Origin of the sequence: Jidongwangia harbinensis (assembly GCF_020216025.1) — a bacterium.
GTDB lineage: Bacteria > Actinomycetota > Actinomycetes > Mycobacteriales > Micromonosporaceae > Actinoplanes > Actinoplanes harbinensis.
Genome location: NZ_JAIWNC010000006.1, coordinates 77,616 through 92,334, shown reverse-complemented (window position 1 = coordinate 92,334; position 14,719 = coordinate 77,616). Strand labels below are relative to the sequence as shown.

Annotated in this window: 16 protein-coding genes; 9 read left to right on the top strand and 7 right to left on the bottom strand. The window is 72.6% G+C overall.

All coding sequences use genetic code 11. The features are described 5' to 3' along the window. Nucleotides 1-11 precede the first annotated feature (11 nt). Complete coding sequence (gene dapD / locus LDL48_RS10765) at nt 12-959, top strand: 2,3,4,5-tetrahydropyridine-2,6-dicarboxylate N-succinyltransferase (protein ID WP_225254904.1); 948 nt, start codon at nt 12-14, stop codon at nt 957-959. Between the two features lie 41 nt (nt 960-1,000). Here dapD and LDL48_RS10760 read toward each other — a convergent pair whose 3' ends face one another. Next, nucleotides 1,001-1,849 carry a LysR family transcriptional regulator ArgP gene (locus tag LDL48_RS10760; RefSeq protein WP_225254903.1) on the bottom strand — a complete coding sequence of 283 codons (849 nt, stop codon included), beginning with the start codon at nt 1,847-1,849 and terminating at the stop codon, nt 1,001-1,003. 71 nt (nt 1,850-1,920) lie between these two features. Between LDL48_RS10760 and LDL48_RS10755 the strand changes: the two genes are divergently transcribed. The 3 genes from LDL48_RS10755 (at nt 1,921) to LDL48_RS10745 (ending at nt 6,256) form a co-directional block, all read left to right on the top strand. Continuing rightward, the gene (locus LDL48_RS10755; protein ID WP_225254902.1) at nt 1,921-2,514 is read left to right on the top strand and encodes a LysE/ArgO family amino acid transporter; all 594 of its coding nucleotides are present in this window, start codon (nt 1,921-1,923) and stop codon (nt 2,512-2,514) included. Between the two features lie 63 nt (nt 2,515-2,577). After that, entirely contained in the window at nt 2,578-5,265 is a 2,688-nt protein-coding gene (locus tag LDL48_RS10750) for a hypothetical protein (protein ID WP_225254901.1), read from the top strand. Nucleotides 5,266-5,386: 121 nt separating this feature from the next. Then, nucleotides 5,387-6,256 (top strand): dioxygenase family protein, encoded by an 870-nt coding sequence (locus LDL48_RS10745; protein ID WP_225254900.1) that lies wholly within the window; start codon nt 5,387-5,389, stop codon nt 6,254-6,256. 572 nt (nt 6,257-6,828) lie between these two features. Here the strand turns inward: LDL48_RS10745 and LDL48_RS10740 are convergent. After that, nucleotides 6,829-7,242, bottom strand: a complete 414-nt coding sequence (locus LDL48_RS10740; RefSeq protein WP_225254899.1) for a VOC family protein — start codon at nt 7,240-7,242, stop codon at nt 6,829-6,831. A 10-nt stretch (nt 7,243-7,252) separates the two neighbouring features. Beyond that, nucleotides 7,253-7,627, bottom strand: coding sequence for a helix-turn-helix transcriptional regulator (locus LDL48_RS10735; RefSeq protein WP_225255093.1), 375 nt, complete (start codon nt 7,625-7,627; stop codon nt 7,253-7,255). A gap of 468 nt (nt 7,628-8,095) precedes the next feature. Between LDL48_RS10735 and LDL48_RS10730 the strand changes: the two genes are divergently transcribed. Next, nucleotides 8,096-8,803: a hypothetical protein gene (locus LDL48_RS10730; RefSeq protein ID WP_225254898.1), complete on the top strand. Its 708-nt coding sequence runs from the start codon at nt 8,096-8,098 to the stop codon at nt 8,801-8,803. Nucleotides 8,804-9,124: 321 nt separating this feature from the next. Here the strand turns inward: LDL48_RS10730 and LDL48_RS10725 are convergent, their stop codons facing one another. Beyond that, the gene (locus tag LDL48_RS10725) at nt 9,125-9,643 is read right to left on the bottom strand and encodes a P-loop nucleotide/nucleoside kinase family protein (protein ID WP_272493032.1); all 519 of its coding nucleotides are present in this window, start codon (nt 9,641-9,643) and stop codon (nt 9,125-9,127) included. 83 nt (nt 9,644-9,726) lie between these two features. Here LDL48_RS10725 and LDL48_RS10720 point away from each other — a divergent pair, with 83 nt between their 5' ends. The 3 genes from LDL48_RS10720 to LDL48_RS10710 are packed head-to-tail and all read left to right on the top strand — an operon-like array spanning nt 9,727 to nt 12,745. Then, nucleotides 9,727-10,593, top strand: coding sequence for a polysaccharide deacetylase family protein (locus LDL48_RS10720; protein ID WP_225254897.1), 867 nt, complete (start codon nt 9,727-9,729; stop codon nt 10,591-10,593). Nucleotides 10,594-10,639: 46 nt separating this feature from the next. After that, a complete protein-coding gene (locus LDL48_RS10715) occupies nt 10,640-11,668 on the top strand; it encodes a DNA polymerase III subunit beta family protein (RefSeq protein WP_225255092.1) in 1,029 nt (342 codons plus the stop codon). Nucleotides 11,669-11,680: 12 nt separating this feature from the next. Next, nucleotides 11,681-12,745 (top strand): threonine aldolase family protein, encoded by a 1,065-nt coding sequence (locus tag LDL48_RS10710; RefSeq protein ID WP_308016447.1) that lies wholly within the window; start codon nt 11,681-11,683, stop codon nt 12,743-12,745. A 7-nt stretch (nt 12,746-12,752) separates the two neighbouring features. Here LDL48_RS10710 and LDL48_RS10705 read toward each other — a convergent pair whose 3' ends face one another. Then, complete coding sequence (locus tag LDL48_RS10705; RefSeq protein WP_225254896.1) at nt 12,753-13,202, bottom strand: hypothetical protein; 450 nt, start codon at nt 13,200-13,202, stop codon at nt 12,753-12,755. 22 nt (nt 13,203-13,224) lie between these two features. Continuing rightward, nucleotides 13,225-13,890 (bottom strand): 4a-hydroxytetrahydrobiopterin dehydratase, encoded by a 666-nt coding sequence (locus LDL48_RS10700; RefSeq protein WP_225254895.1) that lies wholly within the window; start codon nt 13,888-13,890, stop codon nt 13,225-13,227. A gap of 82 nt (nt 13,891-13,972) precedes the next feature. On the opposite strand from LDL48_RS10700, the gene LDL48_RS10695 reads away from it, so the two are divergent. Then, complete coding sequence (locus LDL48_RS10695) at nt 13,973-14,299, top strand: ArsR/SmtB family transcription factor (protein WP_225254894.1); 327 nt, start codon at nt 13,973-13,975, stop codon at nt 14,297-14,299. Nucleotides 14,300-14,357: 58 nt separating this feature from the next. On the opposite strand, the gene LDL48_RS10690 is transcribed toward LDL48_RS10695, so the two are convergent. After that, the gene (locus LDL48_RS10690; protein WP_225254893.1) at nt 14,358-14,624 is read right to left on the bottom strand and encodes an SCO0607 family lipoprotein; all 267 of its coding nucleotides are present in this window, start codon (nt 14,622-14,624) and stop codon (nt 14,358-14,360) included. Nucleotides 14,625-14,719 lie beyond the last annotated feature (95 nt).

Sequence of the window (14,719 nt, the reverse complement as noted above, 5' to 3'; positions counted from 1 at the left end):
GGGTCTCGATCGTGACTACCGAAATCTCGACCTCGCCCGCCTGGGGCATCGGGCTGGCCACCGTCACCGCCGCCGGCCAGGTGCTCGACACCTGGTACCCGACCGGCTTCCTGGGACTGGGCGCGGAGCCCGCCGAGGCGCCGACGCTGCCCGCCGGGCTGACCGGTCCGCGGGCGCTGGCCGGCCTGTCCACGGTCGAGGTGCGCACGGTGATCGGCTCGCTGGCCGACCCGATCAAGGACGCGGCGGACGCGTACCTCCGTCTGCACCTGCTGTCGCACCGCCTGGTGCGGCCGAACGCGCAGAACCTGGACGGCATCTTCGGGCACCTGGCGAACGTGGCCTGGACCTCCGCCGGGCCGTGCCCGCCGGACCGGGTGGACGAGTTGCGCCTGATCGAGCGGGCCGCGGGCCGGCACCTGACGGTGTTCGGGGTGGACAAGTTCCCCCGGATGACCGACTACGTGGTGCCCGCCGGCGTGCGGATCGCCGACGCCGACCGGGTCCGGCTGGGCGCCCACCTGGCCACCGGCACCACGGTGATGCAGGAGGGGTTCGTCAACTTCAACGCCGGCACGCTCGGCACGTCGATGGTCGAGGGCCGGATCGTGCAGGGCGTGGTGGTCGGCGACGGCTCCGACGTGGGCGGCGGCAGCTCGATCATGGGCACGCTCTCCGGCGGCGGCAAGGACAAGGTGCGGATCGGCGAGCGCAGCCTGCTGGGCGCGAACGCCGGCGTCGGCATCTCGCTGGGCGACGACTGCGTGATCGAGGCGGGCACCTACATCACCGCGTCGTCGAAGATCACCCTGCCGGACGGCCGGGTGGTCAAGGCCCGCGAGCTCTCCGGCGTCGACAACCTGTTGTTCTGGCGCAACTCGGTGACCGGGGCGCTGGAGGCCCGCCCCCGCAAGGGCACCGGCATCGAACTCAACGCGGCGCTGCACGCCAACGACTGATCAGCGCCAACGGACGGGTCGGGCGAGTCGGGCGCTCACCGTCAGCGCAGCGCGTCCCGGGCCGCGGTCTTCACCGCCCCGGTGAGCGCGCTCAGCACGGTCGATTCCATCCGCCAGTACTGCCAGTACAGCGGCACGTCCAGGTGGCGGCCGGGGACCAGTTCGACCACCCGGCCGGCCGCCAGGTCGGGCACCGCGATCTGCTCCGGCATGAGGGCCCAGCCCAGCCCGAGCCGGATCGCCTCGACGAACGCGGCGGCGGCCGGCACGTAGTGGATCGGCGGGTCCGGCCGGCGGCGGTTGAGCGACGCCAGGAACCGGTGCTGCAACCGGTCCTTGCGGTTGAGCAGGATCATCGGCGTGGTCGCGAAGTCCACCGCGCCGAGGGCCGGCGCGGCCACCGCCCGGTACCGCATCGCGCCGAGGCGTTCCACCCGGCAGCCCTGCACGGCGACGTGCTGTGCGGTGACCGCGGCCATCGCGGTGCCGGCCCGGAGCAGGTCGGCGGTGTGGTCCTGGTCGTCCTGATGCAGGTCGAAGTCGATGCCGGGCAGGCCGGCCAGCGCCGGCAGGAACCAGGTGTGCAGCGAGTCGGCGTTGACCACCACCGAGATCCGGGTACGGCCGGCGCCGGCCAGCGCGCCGCGGGCCGCGGACAGCGCCTCGCGTTCCAGCAGGGCCACCTGTCCGGCGTACCGGACCAGCGCCCGGCCCGCCTCGGTGGGCTCGCACGGTTTGGCCCGCCGGATCAGCACCTGGCCGACGTCCTGTTCGAGAGCCTTGATCCGCTGGCTCACCGCGGACGGCGTGACGTGCAGCGCCCGCGCCGCCGCCTCGAAGCTGCCCGTGTCGACGATCGCCTGGAAGGTCGCCAGCTGGGTCGGGTCCACGTTAAGCGATGCTAAACGAAGTGCAGAATCTTTAGCTGGAGAGGTACGCCGTCCGCCCGTACCGTCGGGTCGTGCTCACCTCAGCCGTCGGCGGTTTCGCCGCCTCTCTCGTTCTCATCGTGGCCATCGGCGCGCAGAACGCGTTCGTGCTCCGCCAGGGCCTGCGCCGCGAGCACGTCCTGCCGGTGGTGGCGATCTGCGCGCTGTCCGACCTCGCCCTGATCGTGGCCGGCATCGCCGGCCTGGGCGCCGTGGTGGCCGCCCAGCCCGTCGCGGTGACCGCGATCCGGTGGGTGGGCGCGGCGTTCCTGCTCGGGTACGCGGGACTGGCCGCGCGGCGCGCCCTGCGGCCCGGCACGCTCGCGCCCACCGACCGGGCCCCGGCCACGTTGCGGGCGACGCTGCTCACCTGCCTCGCGCTGACCTATCTGAATCCGCACGTCTACCTGGACACGGTCCTGCTGCTGGGGTCGGTGGCGCAGCAGCATCCGGACCGGTGGGCGTTCGGTGTCGGCGCGGCGGTGGCCAGCGGCGTCTGGTTCACCGCACTCGGCGCGGGCGCGCACCGGCTGGCGCCGATTCTGGCCCGTCCGGCCGCGTGGCGGGTCCTGGATGCCCTGATCGCGGCCGTGATGGCGGCGATCGCGATCACGCTTGTGGCATAGCTAGCTATCGACGGATTTCAATCTATCGGCTAGACATGACGGGGTTGGTCGATAGGAGGCAACATGCGGAGAGTGTTCGCAATCGTGGCGGTGACCGCGGCGCTGATGGCCGGGATAGGTGGTCAGGCGTGGGCCGAGCCGCCCGATCCGCCGGGCACACCGGGCGTGCCGGGCGTGCGGCTGGTCGACGGGCACACGCTCACCTGGACGTCGCCGACGCTGGTGTCGGGCGACGCGGCGATCGAGTTCTGGGCCGCGGACCGGCTGCTCGGACGCCCCACCACGACCGACCACCGCACCTTCCGGCTGGTCGTGGACGAGCCGCCGAAGCCCGCCGAGCTGCAGGTCCGGGCGGGTGGCCGGCGCCTGGACGGTCCGCCGCCGGCGCAGGGTTCGACGGAACCGCCGCCCGCTCCCCCGCCGGCCGCGGCCGCCGCGGTGGACCCCGGCCTGCCCGGGACCTACCGGACGGTCAGCGGCGAGTACAAGCTGGACGCGGTGCAGCTGTCCGGCTACCCGAAGCCGGTCGAGATGCAGGCCGTGGTGGTGGCGCCGGAGGGCGCACCCGGCGCCCGGCCGCTCGCGCTGTTCCTGCACGGCCGGCACTTCACCTGCTACCGCGGCGTCGAGATCAACAATGTCACGCTGGACTGGCCGTGTCCGTCCGGTACCGCCATGGTGCCCAGTCACCGCGGCTACCTCGAGGCCCAGCGGCTGCTGGCGTCGCAGGGCTACGTCACCGTGTCGATCTCGGCCAACGGGATCAACGCCCAGGACAACGTGACCGAGGACGCCGGCGCCCAGGCCCGGTCCACGCTGGTCCGGATGCACCTGGACCGGTGGGCCACCTGGTCCGGCACCGGCCGCCCGTCGGCACCGCCCGCGGTCCAGGCGGCACCCCCGGCGGACCTGTCCCGGGTCCTGCTGGTCGGGCACTCGCGCGGCGGTGAGGGAGTGAACCGGGCCGCGATGGACAGCCTCACGCCACCCCCGGCCGGCCAGGACGACTACCGCGGCACCGTGCGCTGGACCGTTCGCGGCACGCTGCTGATCGGACCCACCGTCTTCGGGCACAATCCGGTGCCCGACGTGCCGTCGGCCACCCTGCTGCCCGGTTGCGACGGCGACGTCTCCGACCTGCAGGGCCAGATGTACGTGGACGCCACCTCCGGGGTGAGCACCGGCCGGGCCCTGCACAGCGCGCTGTTCATGGTCGGCGCGAACCACAACTACTTCAACTCCGAGTGGACGCCCGGACAGGCCACCGCGCCCGCGTACGACGACTTCCCGACCGAGGCCGGCGACCCGGTCTGCACCCCGGGCAAGGCGACCCGGCTCACCGCGGCGCAGCAGCAGAAGGCCGGCGCCACCTACATCGCCGCCGCCGCGCGCCTGTTCGTGGACGGCGACGACCAGGTCCGCCCGCTGCTGGACGGCACCGGCGTACGGGCGCCGTCGGCCGACCCGGCCCGGGTGCTCAGCCACGCCATCGGCGGCGCCCGGACACCGCTGGTGGTCCCGGAGGAGGCGGTCCAGGTGACCGGCGCGGGACGGCTCTGCGCCGAGGTGACCGAGGACCGGACCCAGGCGTGCATCCCGCCGCCGTCGTGGCTGGCGCTGACCCCGCACTTCGTGTCGTTCGCCGGGCTCAACCCGGAACCCGGCCGGCGGGCGGTGGCGATGGAGTGGTCCGCCGCCGGTCAGACGATCACCATGCGGCCGCCGCGTGCGGTCCCGGTCAGCGGCGCCGTGACGATGCGGATCGCGGTACCGCCGAACACCACCGGCACCCGCTTCGGCGTCGCGGTCACCGACGACGCGGGCCGGCGCACCGAACTCGGCGACGTGCAGGTGGACGGGCTGCCCGGCTCGACGATCCTGACCCAGCACTGGGGGCAGGAGGTCCGGGTGCCGCTGGCCGCCGCGCAGTCGGTCGTCCAGCTGGAGCTGATCCCGCGCGGCACCGCCGGCAAGGCGTGGCTGCTCGACGCCTGGGGCTGGCAGCCGGGCACACCGGACCCGCAGGCGACCGGTCTGGCGCGCATCGACGTGGGCAGCCTCACGCCGGTCCAGGAGGGCGACTCCGGCACCCGTACCCACCAGGTCCCGGTCAGCGTCACCGGCAGCGGCACCGGTCAGGTCCGGGTGTTCGTGACCGACGCGGTGACCTGGGACAGCCAGTCCTGGCTGGCCACCGTGACGCCGGAGACCACGTCCATCCCGATCCCCATCCCGGTGGCCGGCAACACCCGGTTCAGCGGCGACCGGGGCTATCCGGTGGGCATCAAGGTGGTGCGCGGGCTGGTGATCGGCGACTACGGGAGCACCGTCAAGGTGGTCGAGGACGATCCGGTGCCCGCCGTGACGGTGACCACGGTGGCCGACTCGGTCACCGAGGGCGGCAAGCTGACCTGGCGGCTCACCCTGTCCACGACGGCCGACACCGACCTGTACATGGTCGCGACCCCGGTGCCGCTCTCCGGCGCGCCGGAACTGTCCAGCTCGGACGTCGAACCGGACTGGTTCCGCGAGCAGGCGTTCGAGGACCCCGAGCCGTCCCGGCAGCTGTCCGGGACGAACCTGCGGCCCCGGATCCGGGTGCCGGCCGGCCAGCTGACCGCGGACCTCACGGTGCCGACCGTGGCCGACGGGGTGACCGAGCCGGCCGAGCAGGTGCGCTTCGAGCTGGCCCGCAGCGGCCACGGCGACGCGCTGCCACTCGGCACGGTCACCGGGAAGGTGACGGACTGACCCGCGCCGGCCCCGGGCAGCGGGTCGGTCCGGGGCCGGCACACAGCGGATACCCAGCCGATTCCTTGGTTCCTGCGGCACGTTGGTTCCAGCACCGGACGTGACCCGCATCGGAGGAACCATGCAGCAGCCCCGCCAGCCGCACTACCGGGGGCGCCCACTGCCCCGGCCGGACGACGAGGTCGTCGACCAGGGACTCGGTTTCGACCTCGGGACGCTGCTGGACCGCCGGCAGCTGCTCCGGGCCTTCGGGCTCGGCGCCACCACGCTGGGCCTGGCGGCGTGCGGCGGCACGTCGGACGGGGAGCCGCCGACCGCCACGACCGCGACGGCGACGTCCGGGGAGATTCCCGACGAGACCGGCGGGCCGTACCCGGGCGACGGATCCAACGGGCCGAACGTCCTGGACGACAGCGGCATCGTCCGCAGCGACCTGCGCTCCAGTTTCGGCGCCGCCGACGGCACCGCGGAGGGCGTGCCGATGACCCTGGAACTGACCGTCCTGGACGTCGCGAACGGCGGCCGGCCGTTCGCCGGGACGGCGGTCTACCTCTGGCACTGCGACCGCGAGGGCCGCTACTCGCTCTACTCCGAGGGCGTCGAGGACCAGAACTACCTGCGCGGCGTCCAGATCGCCGACGGCTCCGGCCGGGTGCGCTTCACCACCGTCTTCCCCGGCTGCTACGCCGGGCGGTGGCCGCACCTGCACTTCGAGGTCTACCCGGACCGGGCCGGCCTGGCCGACGCCGGCAACGCGATCGCCACGTCGCAGGTCGCGCTGCCGAAGGAGGCCTGCGACAAGGTGTACGCCGAAACCGGCTACCAGGCGTCCGTGGGGAACCTCGCGGCGCTGACCCTGGCGAGCGACAACGTCTTCGGCGACGACGGCGGCGCCACCCAGCTCGGCACCGCGACCGGGGACGTGACCGCCGGCTACGCGGTCTCGCTGCCGGTCCGCGTGGACACCCGCACGGCCCCCACCGGCGGTTAGTTATCCGGCGACGGCCGCCCGGCCGGCGCGCCCGGCAGCCCCGGCGCGCCCGGCAGCCCCGGCGCGCCTGGCAGCCCCGCGCGCCCGGCGGTCCTGGCTCACCGGCGGCCTCGATGCACCCAGCGGTCTCCCGCCGTCCCGATAAGGAGGCGCCGGCTGGGCGGTTGACCCCTTCAGCGGCACGGCTTGTCTGGTTTGCGGCATTCGAATGCGTATCTTGGACGCTTGACGCGGCTCGCACCGCCCCACAACTCCACACGCCCAGCAACCCCGGACACGGCGTGCTGAACTGCGGCCCGCACCGCACCACAACCCCACACGCCCCACCACCCCCAACCCACCGTGCTGAACTGCGGCCCGCACCGCACCACAACCCCACACGCCCCACCACCCCGACGCAGCGTGCGTGAGGCGCGCGCCCGAAGACCACACGCACTCGCCACCAGCCGCACCAAGCACGGTGCCGCGACGCGCCGCCCCCACACCGAACTCCGGCGACCACCAAGCTGCGGGCAGGCGTGAACGGGTCGGCCAGGTTCCGTCTCGTGGCTCTCGTGGGTGCGAGGCCGAACCTAGGCCGCGCGTTCGGAGAAGCGGACCATGTTGCCGGAGGGGTCGCGGAACGCGCAGTCGCGCACCCCGTACGGCTGGTCCACCGGCTCCTGCAGGACCTCGGCGCCGGTCGCCCGGATCTTCTCGAACGTCTCGTCGCAGTTGCCGGTCCGGAAGATGATGCCCGGCAGCAGCCCCTTGGCCAGCAGGTCCGCGGTGGCCTGCCGGTCGGCGCCCGAGGTGTGCGGGAAGTAGCCGGGGATCATGAAGCCGATCTCGACGCCCGGCTGGTCCGGGGCGCCGAGCGTGAGCCAGCGGTTGTCCTCGAAGGTCACGTCGTTGCGGACCTCGAGGCCGACCACGTCGCGGTAGAACCGCAGCGCCTCGTCGTAGTCGTGGACGGTCAGGAAGCAGTGCGACAGCGAGTTCGTCATGCGTCCCACGCTAGGCCGGCGACACCGGGCGGGCTTCTCCGAAACTGACCGGTTGTCCCAGGCCACGCGCCACACAGCCGGGGATGACGGCGACGGCCCGGTGGTCGCGGGCCCGGTACGCGCGCGGCGTCTCCCCGACCAGCTCGGTGAACCGGCTGCTGAACGAGCCCAGCGAGGTGCAGCCGACCCGCAGGCAGGCGTCCGTGACGCTGACGTCGCCACGCCGCAGCAGCGCCTTGGCCCGTTCGATGCGGCGGGTCATCAGGTACTGGTACGGCGTCTCGCCGTACGCGGCCCGGAACCGGCGGGCGAAGTGGCCGGGCGACATGTGCGCGGTGCGGGCCAGCGACAACACGTCGAGCGGCTGGGCGTACTCCACGTCCATCCGGTCCCGCGCCCGGCGCAGCCACTCGAGGTCCACTGCCCGAGCCTACGTCCGGGCGGCGCCGCGCCGCGCCGCGCGGAGATACGGGCGTTTTAGGACGACTTATTAGTTTCGCACTATCTGAGACTCTCGACCTAACAGATTATATTTGTGAACTTTCCGGGTCGAGAATCCGCCAGAATTCACCCCCTTGAGCAGGGCGGATATCGCGGCACTACCGCCGGCGCACCGGCATACCGGCACGTCAAGGCGTTGACCGAATAACTAATTGATGCCAGCCTATGCCCATACCAATCTAGCGGGGGTAAGATCAGGTATTCGAGGGCCGGATTTCCGTTCCGGCACCCATCACGCAACGAACTCTGCTGACGAACGAAGAGGCTCGTTCGTCACAGCGGATTGCGTGCCTGCATGCCAACCCCGCCCGTCGAGCGGAGGCATCAAGTGGGCAAGTTTTTTAGGACAGTCGTGTCCGCAGCCCTGGGCGCAGTGATTCTGTTACCAGGCACCGCACTAGCCGATGGCCCATTGGCGGACCAAGCGGTGCTCAACGCCGTTCAGGCGTCCCCGGAGTTCCAGCAGGTTCAGGCCGAGAATTCAGATCTCGAGCTGGTTCCCTCACTTTCCCGAACGGCTCGTGAGGGTCACTTCGCGGTGGCGGTGCAGGCACTCAAGGACGACTTCGGCACCACGCTTGTGGCGACCCATTTCGTGGACATGAACACGGGCGACGTCAAGCTCTCCCGCCTGGGCAGGATCGTCGTCGAGGACGCGGGGGCGACGGCGCGCGGTCGCTTCGGAGAGAACGTGTCCAAGACGGCACGGATCACGATGACGACGAACGGTGCGGTCGATTTCGTCGGCACCGTGTCCGACACGGGCGTACTCCGTGAGGACACCGGCTACGAGGCGGTCGCGAACGAGGCCCGGCAGAAGGCGAAGGCCGGCTGCGTGGAATGCGACGCGGCCACCAAGCCCGTTGATCCGTCGCAGGAACTCAGCGCCATGGGCTGGTGTGAGGATCTGATCAATATTCTCTGCGGCGCTTCGGGAGCATTCCAGTGTTTCCTGTACTGCAGCGCATTCGGCACGACGCCGGCTGGGCTGGGGTGCGGCGTGATCTGTGGCCTCATTGCCACACTGGGTTGCGCCAGCGTCATCAACCAGCTCTGCTAAAGTCATTTATTTCCGCAGTTTCGATGCACAGGAGCCCTTAATGCTGGGAAAGCTGGCGGTCGCCGTCCTGCCGTGTCTCATCATGATTGTGGGCGCCGGACTGCTACGGGGATGGTCAGCGGCCCTGTACACCCTCCTGGGCTCCGCGGCGGGACTGCTGGGCCTGTGGTTCTGGCAACTCAGGTCCGACCGGAACGTCAGCCGACGCGCGTAGGCGGGCGTCTCGACGCCGACGCTGGGGCCCTACCGGATCACCGTCCGGTAGGGCCCCAGCTTCTCGTCGGCCGGCCGAGGGCCCCTTCCCGCGGCCGGCCACGGGTTTCAGGCCCACAGCGCCGCCCGGACCCGGTCCGCGACCGCGCCGACGTCCACCGGGCGGGCGGTGTCCACCCGGATCACCGGGCCCAGCCGCAGCGGCTCCGCCCGCGCCGCCCAGCCGCTCCACCGGGTCGCCAGCCGTTCCGCGTCCGCGTGCACGTCCGGGCGCCGGCGCGCCACGAACCGGGCCCGGGCCAGATCCGCGGGCACGTCGCACCAAACCTCGACCGATCCGCTCGCGCCGGCCCGGGCCAGGCCGGTGCGGGCGTGTTCCAGGTCGCGCGGCCGGAACCACCACGAGTCGACCACCACCATGCCGGGCAGGTCGGCGGCGCAGCGCCACACCGTGTCCATGGCGACGGCGCCCAGCGTCGGCAGGTCGGTGACCACGGCGTCGGCCAGCGCCTCCTTGACCCGGTCCTTGGACAGGAACCCGGCGCCGAGCGCGGCGGCGAGCCGGGGGGCGAGGCTGCTCTTGCCGGATCCGGGCAGTCCGTTCACCAGCACCACGTCACGCGCCATGCAGGCACGATCGCACAGCGGGCGATCGGCCGGCCGGCCGATATTCTGTGCGCCGCATCCGGTCCTGGTCGCAGACTACGGGCATGAATGCGCCTGAGCGGTCGAGTGAGTTGCTGGGATATCCGCCCACGGCCCGGCTGCTGATCGTCAACTGCGACGACTTCGGGATGTATCCCGCCATCAACGCGGCGGTGATCGAGTCGATCGACGCAGGCATCGCCACCTCGTGCAGCCTGATGGTCCCGTGTCCCGCGGCGCCGCAGGCCATGGACCTGCTCAGCCGGCGGCCGCAGATCCCCTTCGGAATCCACCTCACCCTGGTGTGCGAGATGCGCGGCCTGCGATGGGGGCCGATGGCCGCGAAGGAACGGGTTCCGTCGCTGCTGGACCCGGCCGGTGAGCTGTTCGCGCCGACACCGGCCGGACGGGCCGCGCTCCTCGGCCAGGCGCGGCTCGACGAGATCGAACTCGAGTTCCGCGCGCAGATCGGTGCCGTCGCGGAGGCCGGGCTCACGCCGACCCACCTCGACTTCCACTGCCTGGCCGACGGGGGCCGCCAGGACATCCTCGACCTGGCCGTGATGCTGGCGGCCGAGGCCGGCCTCGCCGTCCGGGTCTGGCTCGAACCCGCGCGCCGGGCGATGCGGCGACGCGGGCGGCCGGTGATCGACAACGACTTCCTGGACAGTTACTCCCTCGACATCGAGGACAAGGCGGCCCGGTACGTCCAGCTGCTCCGGGACCTGCCCGCCGGCCTCAACGAGTGGGCGGTGCATCCCGGGCTGGGCGACGCGCGGGCCCGGGCCGTCGACGACGGCTGGGCGGTGCGCCGGACGGACTACGCGTTCCTCACCTCGCCGCAGGCCCGTGACGTGCTGCGGCAGGAGGACATCGTGCCGATCGACTACCGCACAATGCAGCAGGTGTGGTCCGCGAACCGCACGGCTTGACCCTCGAGCAGGTCGAGGCGGCAGGGTCTGCGACGTGGAGAGTGACATGCGCGGGATCGGCGAGATGGCCCGGGCCAGCGGCCTGAGCGTCAGCGCCCTGCGGTTCTACGACGGCGCGGGTGTGCTCGTGCCGGCCGAGGTCGACCCGGTGACCGGCTACCGCCGGTACGCCGACGGCCAGGTCCGTGCCGCCCGCCTGGTGGCCAGCCTGCGCCGGGTCGGTATGCCGCTCGCGGACATCGTCCGCGCGGTGCACGGTCTGTCCGACCCGGCTTCGGTACGGCGGTTGCTCGACGAGCACCTGCGCCGGCTGGAGCACGGGCTGGCCGACGCCCGCCGGGAACTCTCCAGTGCCCATGCCCTGCTCGATCTGGAGGACCGAATGACCCGTGTGACCCTGCCCGCCGCCGCCCTCGCCGCCACGCTCGACGCGGTGCGGTTCGCCGCCGGCACCGACCCGGCCCTGCCGATGCTCGGTGGTGTGCTGTTCGAGACGTCCGCCGACGGCCTGACCCTGGTGGCCACGGACCGGTACCGGCTGGCGGTGGCCCGCGCCGACGCCACGGTGAGCGGACCGCCGGCCCGGGTGGTGGTGCCGCTGGGGCTGGTGGACGAGGTCCGGCCGCGGCTGGCCGGCGACGAGCCGGTGACGCTGACGCTCGGCCCGGACTCCGTCGAGCTGGGTCCGGTCGCCGGCCCGCCGCTGGGCGTCGACTTCCCGGATCACCGGCGGCTGATCGGCGCACCGGTCGGGCCGCGGGTCACGGTGGAGGTCGCGGCGTTGCGGGCGGCGCTGGCCGCGCAGCCGGTGTCGTGGCGGGAACACGACGGGACCGCGTACCCGGTGGCGGTTCTCGGGGTGGACCCGGCGGGCCGGGTGCGGCTCGCCGCGGAGGCCGAGTGGGCCGGCGACGCGGACGCGCACGTCGCGGTGAACCGGGAGTTCCTGTTGCAGGCGCTCGACGCCGGCGGTGCCGGCCAGCTGGTGCTGGAGCTGGACGGCCCGATCCGGCCGCTGGCGGTACGGGTGCCGGACGCCGACCGCTTCTCCCTGTTGATGCCCGTGCGGCACTGACACACTGGCCGGGTGAATGACGAGATCAGGGCTCGGCGGGCCGCCTGCACCGACACGTTCCAGGCGAACGGGCTGTTCCGGCCGGCCGATGTCCTGCCCTCGATCTCGGCCGACCTGGAACCCGACATGTACGGCGACGGCGGCGTGGTCGCCGAGCTGGAAAGCTACGTGGCCGACCTGCTCGGCAAGCCGGCCGCGGTGTTCCTGCCCAGCGGCACCATGGCCCAGGCCGCCACGCTGCGGGTGCACGCCGACCGCCGGACCAGCCGCACCGTGGTCTGGCATCCGTACTGTCATCTCGCCGTGCACGAGAGCGAGGCGTACGCGCGCCTGCACCAACTGGTCGGCCGCGCGGCGGGCGGCCCGGACTCGCTGCTCACGCTGGACGACCTGACGTCGGTGGCGGAGCCGGTCGCCGCGCTGGTGCTGGAGTTGCCGCAGCGCGACCTGGGCGGTCAGATGCCGGGCTGGGACGCCCTGGTGGCGCAGACCGACTGGGCCCGCGGGCGGGGCGCGGCCGTGCACCTCGACGGCGCCCGGTTGTGGGAGGCGGCGGCCGGATACGAGCGTTCGCCGGACGAGATCGCGGCGCTGTTCGACACCGTCTACGTGTCGTTCTACAAGGGCGTCGGCGCACTGCCCGGCTGCTGTGTGGCCGGTCCGGCCGACGACGTGGCGCAGGTCCGGGAGTGGCGGCACCGGCTCGGCGGCACGCTGTACGCGCTCTGGCCGGGCGCGGGTTCGGCGTTGCACCTGCTGCCGGCGGCGCTGGCCGAGATGCCGGCCCGGATGGAGTACACCCGCGCGGTCGCGCGGGCGCTGGCGGACGTGCCCACGGTGCGGGTGGTGCCGGATCCGCCGCAGACGCCGATGATGCACCTGCTGCTGTCCACCACCGCGGACCGGTACGCGGCGCAGGCGAAGCGGCTCGCCGAGGAGTCCGCGTTCTGGGTGTGGCCGCAGGCGGTGGCGACCGGGGATCCGGCGGTGCAGCGGGTGGAGCTGTCGGTGGGGCGCGCGACGATGCGGCACAAGCCGTCGTTCATCGCGGAGACGCTGGCCTACCTGACGGCGTGACCGCCGGTCAGCCGCCCGTGTTCTCGGCGTCCCACATCGCGATGACCACGCCGAGCACGAACACCTGAACCGGTACCGGCAGCCCGGGCAGGTCGGCCGCGACGTCGCTGCGCCAGGCGCTGACCCGCTTCACGTAACCGATCCGGTTGTCGTCGGCGTACAGCTCCTGGGTGCCGTTCCACCACGACTTTCGGCGGAACTGGTACGTCCGGCCGGCCGACTCGACGGTCCATTTCCGGCGGCCGACCCGGTCCGCCGCGGCGATCGGCGCGCCGGACTCGTCGGCCATGGTGAACCGGTTGCCCCAGAGGTTGCCGCGCACCGGGTAGCGCCGGCCGGCCACCTCCGCGGTGCCGCCGCTCTTCCACACGTTGCTGTCCCACGCCGCCAGCGGCCGGTCGTCGACCGCGACCTCGTACCGGTTCCGCCACATGCTCGGCTTCCTCGCCACCAACATGAACCCAGCGTAGAGGTCACGGTCACGCGCTGCCGGGATCACGCTCCTGCCAGGTGCACAGGCAGACCCGGTTGCCGTCCGGGTCGGCCAGCACCCAGAAGCTCGGCGCCTCGGCGTCGCTGACCAGGGTGCCGCCGGCGGCGAGCGCGGCGGAGATGCGCGGCTGGACCTCGGCGGGGTCCACCCAGACGTCCGGGTGCCAGCGCTGGCGCGGCTCGGTGTCACCGGACTCCTGGAACCACACCACCGGCAGGGCGCCGAACGGGTCGCGCAGTTCGTCGCCGAGGTCGGGCCCGGACCGGGGCTCCATGGCCAGAACCGCGCCCCAGAACGGCAGCACCTTGGCGAACGCCGGGCTGTCCAGGGCGAGTTCGAGCCGGGAGACGCCGGCCCGCTCCGGGCTCGCTGCGTGCTCGGCGGCGACGGCGGAGATCCGGCGGGCCAGCCGGACGTCCCGGCCGGTGACCGCGCCGACGTCGTGGCTGGTCAGCCTGATGTCCAGGTGGGTGTAGCGCAGGTCCAGGTCGGGATGGTGGTCCAGCTCCTCGGCGATCGCGCCGATCGCGTTCACCAGCGCCAGCCCGGCGGCGAAGTCCGCGGTACGGATGCGGGTCTGCAGGCCGCCGAGCAGGTACGTCCACCCGTCCAGCCGCTCGTCGGCGACCTGACGTCCGGTCAACTTGGTCATCCACCCATGCTCGCGCACCGGCCGCCGGTGCGAAACTCGGGGCGGCTGACACGTCGGAGATTTCCGACGCATCATGGTCGGCATGCCGGAAGTCGACGTCTTCGGCGCGCTCGCCAATCCGGTGCGCCGCCACCTGCTGGAAGCGCTGCGCGACGGCCCTCGCCCGGCCGGCGACCTGGCCGGACGGTTCGCGTTGAGCCGGCCGGCCGTGTCCGAACACCTGGCCGTGCTGCGCGCCGCGCACCTGGTCACCGAGGAGCGGCGCGGCCGGCACCGCTACTACCGGCTGACCGCCGAGCCGCTGGCCACGGTCAACGACTGGCTACACCCGTTCGAGCGGTACTGGCGTACCCGCCTGACCGCACTCCGCGACCTGATCGAGGACGAACCCGAAGGGAACCGACCGTGAACAGCAACGAATGCGAGCAGTTCACTGGCCGGCCCTGCTCGGCGGATCGGGCCCGCGCTCACCCGCTGACCACCGCGCCCTTCTCGTCGACGACCACCGAACTCCAGTACCGGTCCCACTCGTCGCCGACCCGCTCCGGGACCTTGCCCTCGGGATACTTCACGTAGCCGGCCGGCGGTTCCTCGCCCTCCGGCACACAGGCCGCGCCGGTGGTGTTGCCCACCGCCTTGACCGGGTACTCGTCGGACCCGCAGATCCGTTGGTCGGCACAGGCCGCGGTCGACGCGACCACCAGGACACCCATCAGGAACAGACGTACACGCATGCCGATGAGCCTGCCGCAGCGGCGGCACGGCGGCATCGGTACAGATACTCAAGCGTGCTGTGGAACACGCACAACCGCGTCGCCGGAACGGCCGT

Coding starts and splice junctions, on each gene's coding strand:
- LDL48_RS10750 (WP_225254901.1), top strand. CDS start 2,578: ATGCGGAGAGTGTTCGCAATCGTGGCGGTGACCGCGGCGCTGATGGCC.
- LDL48_RS10735 (WP_225255093.1), bottom strand. CDS start 7,627: ATGGACGTGGAGTACGCCCAGCCGCTCGACGTGTTGTCGCTGGCCCGC.
- LDL48_RS10695 (WP_225254894.1), top strand. CDS start 13,973: ATGCCGGAAGTCGACGTCTTCGGCGCGCTCGCCAATCCGGTGCGCCGC.
- LDL48_RS10700 (WP_225254895.1), bottom strand. CDS start 13,890: ATGACCAAGTTGACCGGACGTCAGGTCGCCGACGAGCGGCTGGACGGG.
- LDL48_RS10720 (WP_225254897.1), top strand. CDS start 9,727: ATGAATGCGCCTGAGCGGTCGAGTGAGTTGCTGGGATATCCGCCCACG.
- LDL48_RS10690 (WP_225254893.1), bottom strand. CDS start 14,624: ATGCGTGTACGTCTGTTCCTGATGGGTGTCCTGGTGGTCGCGTCGACC.
- LDL48_RS10705 (WP_225254896.1), bottom strand. CDS start 13,202: ATGTTGGTGGCGAGGAAGCCGAGCATGTGGCGGAACCGGTACGAGGTC.
- LDL48_RS10725 (WP_272493032.1), bottom strand. CDS start 9,643: ATGGCGCGTGACGTGGTGCTGGTGAACGGACTGCCCGGATCCGGCAAG.
- LDL48_RS10740 (WP_225254899.1), bottom strand. CDS start 7,242: ATGACGAACTCGCTGTCGCACTGCTTCCTGACCGTCCACGACTACGAC.
- LDL48_RS10745 (WP_225254900.1), top strand. CDS start 5,387: ATGCAGCAGCCCCGCCAGCCGCACTACCGGGGGCGCCCACTGCCCCGG.
- LDL48_RS10715 (WP_225255092.1), top strand. CDS start 10,640: ATGCGCGGGATCGGCGAGATGGCCCGGGCCAGCGGCCTGAGCGTCAGC.